Origin of the sequence: Okeania sp. SIO2B9 (genome assembly GCF_010672505.1) — a bacterium.
Lineage (GTDB): Bacteria > Cyanobacteriota > Cyanobacteriia > Cyanobacteriales > Microcoleaceae > Okeania > Okeania hirsuta.
Genome location: NZ_JAAHGK010000513.1, coordinates 1 through 4,932, shown reverse-complemented (window position 1 = coordinate 4,932; position 4,932 = coordinate 1). Strand labels below are relative to the sequence as shown.

The window sequence follows — 4,932 nt, the reverse complement described above, 5'->3', positions numbered from 1 at the left end:
ATTGAAGAAGGAGACAGGAGACAGGAGACAGGAGACAGGAGGAAAATTACATGGGGATTCTCACCCCAAGTAATTTTGAACACCGTGTAGACGGTGGGGTATTAAACCCACAAAGAAAATGATAAAACCTAACAAGAATTATGACAGAAGTTAAACAATCCATCGCTCAACACTACCATGAACGGACAAAATACGACCCAGAAACAATAGCAAGTAAGAATAACCAACTAGACTGGGAAAAACAACCAATACCATTCAAAGAATATAAAGTCGGGACAACTATTGACCTCAAACCCTATCTACAAGAACAAATTGATCAAGAAAAAGATTTAGGAGAAGGAGAAAGGCTATCTAATTTATTTTTATGTAGCTATGGTTTAACTGGTAAAGTGGCAACAATTATGGGAAATCATTACTTAAGAGCTGCTCCCTCTGCTGGAGGTTTGTATCCTGCGGAGGTTTATTTAATTTCCCGTGGCACACCTCTATTACCTGCCGGACTATATAATTATCAGGCCAAAACTCATTCCTTACTCAGATTTTGGGATAATAGAATCTGGCCAGAATTGCAAGATGCTTGTTTTTGGCATCCAGCTTTAGAAAATACAAAATTAGCGATCGCCATAACTACTATTTTCTATCGTTCTGCTTGGCGTTACGAAGACCGAGCATATAGAAGAATATTTTTAGATACAGGTCATTTACTAGGTAATATTGAATTAGCTTCTGCTTTCACCAACTATCGACCTCATCTAATTGGTGGGTTTACCGATGAAGCAATAAATCAAATGCTTTATCTAGATACTCAAGAAGAACAGGCGATCGCTATTATCGCTCTGGCAGACCTACTAGATATTGAACAAAATCTCTCACAATGGGAAAGTGCTTTACCTTCTAGCACTCAAACAGATTACCCTATGATTCCAGATGGTGAACTGCTAAAATATTTACATCAAGCTGCTCACATCAACTCAAATTCTCCAAAAGTGCCTACCTGGAAAACAAGAGAAACTCCTGAATACTCAGAAGATAAATACAACTTTCCATTCTGTACAAAAGTCTCCACTGTCACTCCCTCTATCTCATGGGGCAAAGACTTAAGAGCTTTAAGAAAAACAATTCTCAAAAGACGCTCTACTCGGGAATATACAGGGGAACCAATTGCTTTAAAGGAACTATTAGCAGCATTAGATTTTACTTATCAACCCGATCATTATATTAATCAAGACTTAGATCGTAACCCTGATTATTTTGACCTGAGTTTAATCGAAACATTTATTGCTGTTTCAGGAGTAGATGGTTTAGAAGAAGGTTGTTATTATTATGCTCCAGTTGCTCAAGAGTTACGGCAAATTAGGTTTAAAAATTTCCGACAAGAGCTACATTTTCTGTGCTTGGAGCAGGAATTAGGGAGAGATGCTGCTGTTGTGCTATTTCATACCGCTGACCTCAAAAAAGCTGTAGCAAAATATGGCGATCGCGTTTACCGTTACCTCCATGCAGATGCAGGCCATCTTGGGCAAAGGCTAAATTTAGCAGCTATTTATCTTAATTTAGGTGTTAGTGGTATCGGTGGTTTCTTTGACGATTATGTGAATGAAGTTTTAGGTATTCCTGTAGATGAAGCCGTTGTGTATATTTCTACCTTAGGCCAAGCGCGATCACAATAATAGGATTGGGTAGCATAATTATAGCGATTTTCACAAAGGTAGACTACAGACAAAATATAAGTATGTTTTAAGTTTAATAAGTTACAGATATGACAGCTGTATTCTATGTTAATGAAAACCGCTATAAAAAAGTTTGACTGTGCTACCTTTCTATAATAGACTTGTCGCTTTATGACTTAAAAAATCCCCAAAAACCTTGTTCTGTAAGGATTCTAGATATTAGAAATTAAAAATGCTTAGAATTATTGCTCTGTCTAGGTTGGAGCGATTTTTTCCCTCTATTTAGCGACAACTCTAATGAAATCAAATATGGTAGACATCTAATCTTTCTACTGCTTCGGCAGCAACAAAAGTATCTTGAGGTATTTCTTGGAGTCAATCTATAGCTTCTTGCCATACCTCCGGTGGATGAGGAGGGAGTGGTTGATATTTAACCATATTCTTAGCTTGAATATTTAGTTTTTGAGCTTCTTTGAAATCTTTTTCTTCAGGAGAAACAATTACTATTCTTTGACTAGCTTGTAGAGCATAGACAACTATACTTACTTCTATCATTAGAATAGATAATAATAAGATGATCAGAGGTTTCTGTGAAAATTTTGTTTCTTCAGAAAGTTGTTCTTCCTGCTGTTGCTGTTGTTCTATTTCTTGTAGTAACTATTCAGAATCTAAACTTTCCTCAAGTTCACTTAAAAGTTGATTTGGTTCCATTGCTAAATTAAGTACCTGTGGAAGATTAATTTAACATTTAGAAGTAAAGAAGAGGGGGCAGAAAATATATCTCAGTATATATATCTCAGTATAAATATACAAATAATTTTGCCCACCTACTTATTAACTAGAAGCACTTGTATAGTAGCGCAAAGCCAGCCGCCAAAATCCAATAGAAGCAAATAATAACCCACTTGCCAAAATAAAAGAAACTATTATCCAAGTTCCTCCAATTCTACCTAAGATTGCTTGAGTTGGAATTGTTGTTAAAAATGCAACTGGTACTAGAAAAGTAAAAAAGAAACGATAAGCATTGGGATAGGCACCCATTGGGTATCTTCCTGCTTCTAATAGGCCTTTGAGGACTTCTGTCACATTATAAATTTTGACGAACCAAATACTTGTTGAACCCAAAATAAACCACAGACTATAAAGAGTAATTATCCCACAGACTAGGGGTACTAAACTAAACAAATAATTATCTATTCCTAAGCCTAATTTACTACCAGCATATTCCAATAACAGAATACCAAAAATTACATCTGGTATTCCCCAAGGAGAAATTGTACGAGTAGAAAGCCAAAATTGACTACTGATAGGTTTTAGTAGTACAAAATCTAGAGTACCTTCTTGTACTTGTGTGACAATGCGATTCAGATTTGGAGTCAAAAAAATAGCAGATATACCCTGTAAAATAGTAAAAATTGCTAAGACAATTAAAGCTTCTTCCCAATTCCAAGCATCAAATTTATAGCCTGTTCTATAAAATAAAAATAACCCAAATAAGCTACCTAATAAATTCCCTAAACTGCTGATTGCTGCTATAACAAAATTGAAGCGGTATTCTAATTCAGCAGCGATCGCTGTCCCCCAAAATAATTTTAATATTTGTAGGTATCGTTCCATTTTTATTTGATTTCATCAGAAAATTTACATCTTTAAAAATTATACAGCAATCCTATTTCAGTTGTAGGTAAAAATATCTTTGAATTTAGGGAAGAGGAAACAGGCAACAGGAGTAAAAGTTTCAGAGTTTTTATATATCCTTAGATTTTTTACAAAAGATTTTTGATTGCTATATCAAAATAATGTTTAGTTTATGCCAATTATATGTGAGACTGCACAAAATTATGAAATTTATTCACTTGTCTTGTTGATCTATATTTACAGTCAACTCTAATTCAAATATTATTCTATGCAACTTTATATGAATTTGATATTAATCTCCTTTTTTTCAAGAAGGTGATTCGGGAGTTTTAGCAATTATTGAGTTAGAGTTAAATCTGCATTCTAATTGATGTATAGCAGGTAAGGGTGGGGTATTAAATTTAATAGTGGAGGAGTGAAACAGTGAGATTTATTTTTTCCTAATTCCCCTCCAATTCAGGAAAAGGTAATTCTGAAAAATAATAAGTTTAATTTCCTCTTATCTAGCAACAAGTCTACAGACAACTTATCAAAAGTAAAAATCTCTATCTTTAGTCGTTATTTCTCTCTTCTTCAATGAATCAAACTTGGAGAAGTCAGAACAAATACATCTCGATATCCTACTTCTTCAGTTACAGGTTTAATCGGAGTTGTAAAGTGGAAAAATTCATGGTCATTTACCAATAATAAATCCCCAGGATTGAGAATTTTACTAAATACTGGCTTTTCTTTTCTAGCAGTATAAAGATGAGTTGCACCGCCTTGAATATTATGTCTATTTACTGCAAATATGCCAATAAAATCTGTTCCGTCTCTGTGGATACCTTCTGGTGCTGGATTACCTGAATTCTTAGGGGAACAAATCGTTCTAATTTGATGTACTCCTATTTCTGCTTCTGGATGTATTTTGCAGGAATCACAGAAGGCTAATATCATTTTTTTAAAGTTATCTAAGGCGATAAGTCTGTCGTCTATTTCAGCATATTCCCTTTTAATATCTCCAGCTAAAGGATTATAATTTTTGCTTTGGAAAAGATAACCATGAGGCTGTTTTATTACCTCTTCCCCTGAAATAATAAAACGAGAAAGTCTTCTATAACGATAGTTACCTTTTATGTATGGATCGACAGGAAGGTCAGCAAAAAACTCTTCAAAACCTTCCATACTAATTGAGTTTACCTTTTTGTAGGTAAACATAAAAGCGTAATCTAAATTAATTGATTCTAAGACTTTTTCCATAGATATTTCTCCCTATTTTCATAGAGTAAAAATTGAGTTTTATATTGTTTATATTTTTAGTATAGCTCAGGTTTCTGAGAAGTGTTGCTAAGTATTATACAAAGCATTAATTTTTTTTAAAAAATGTGGCGTTGGTGAAGGGCATGTATGATATTAATCTTAATTATTTAGGAGTCAGGAGTCAGGAGTCAGGAGGAAAGAAAGAAGAATAAAGAGGAATAGAAGGAGAAAGTTTTTTGTTTGCTCTCTTATCCGGACAAGACATCATACCTCAAATTACCAACGCCAACAAGTCTAATACTAATTGAATAAATGTTGGCTAAAAATAGCTAGGCTATTTATTAGGAGTCAGGAGTCAGGAGTCAGGAGTCAGAATGAATCGTTA

At 34.2% G+C, this 4,932-nt stretch carries 4 protein-coding genes; 1 reads left to right on the top strand and 3 read right to left on the bottom strand.

Features of this window, described 5'->3' with window-relative positions; genetic code table 11:
* Nucleotides 1–140: 140 nt before the first annotated feature.
* Entirely contained in the window at nucleotides 141–1,670 is a 1,530-nt protein-coding gene (locus F6K13_RS18055) for a SagB/ThcOx family dehydrogenase (RefSeq protein ID WP_124147132.1), read from the top strand.
* A gap of 375 nt (nucleotides 1,671–2,045) precedes the next feature.
* On the opposite strand, the gene F6K13_RS18050 is transcribed toward F6K13_RS18055, so the two are convergent.
* The 3 genes from F6K13_RS18050 to F6K13_RS18040 all read right to left on the bottom strand — a co-directional run bounded on the left by F6K13_RS18050 (nucleotide 2,046) and on the right by F6K13_RS18040 (nucleotide 4,547).
* The gene (locus tag F6K13_RS18050; protein ID WP_124154484.1) at nucleotides 2,046–2,225 is read right to left on the bottom strand and encodes a hypothetical protein; all 180 of its coding nucleotides are present in this window, start codon (nucleotides 2,223–2,225) and stop codon (nucleotides 2,046–2,048) included.
* A 279-nt stretch (nucleotides 2,226–2,504) separates the two neighbouring features.
* The gene (locus F6K13_RS18045; RefSeq protein ID WP_124154485.1) at nucleotides 2,505–3,287 is read right to left on the bottom strand and encodes an ABC transporter permease; all 783 of its coding nucleotides are present in this window, start codon (nucleotides 3,285–3,287) and stop codon (nucleotides 2,505–2,507) included.
* A gap of 594 nt (nucleotides 3,288–3,881) precedes the next feature.
* Nucleotides 3,882–4,547 (bottom strand): 2OG-Fe dioxygenase family protein, encoded by a 666-nt coding sequence (locus F6K13_RS18040; RefSeq protein WP_124154486.1) that lies wholly within the window; start codon nucleotides 4,545–4,547, stop codon nucleotides 3,882–3,884.
* Nucleotides 4,548–4,932: the final 385 nt, after the last annotated feature.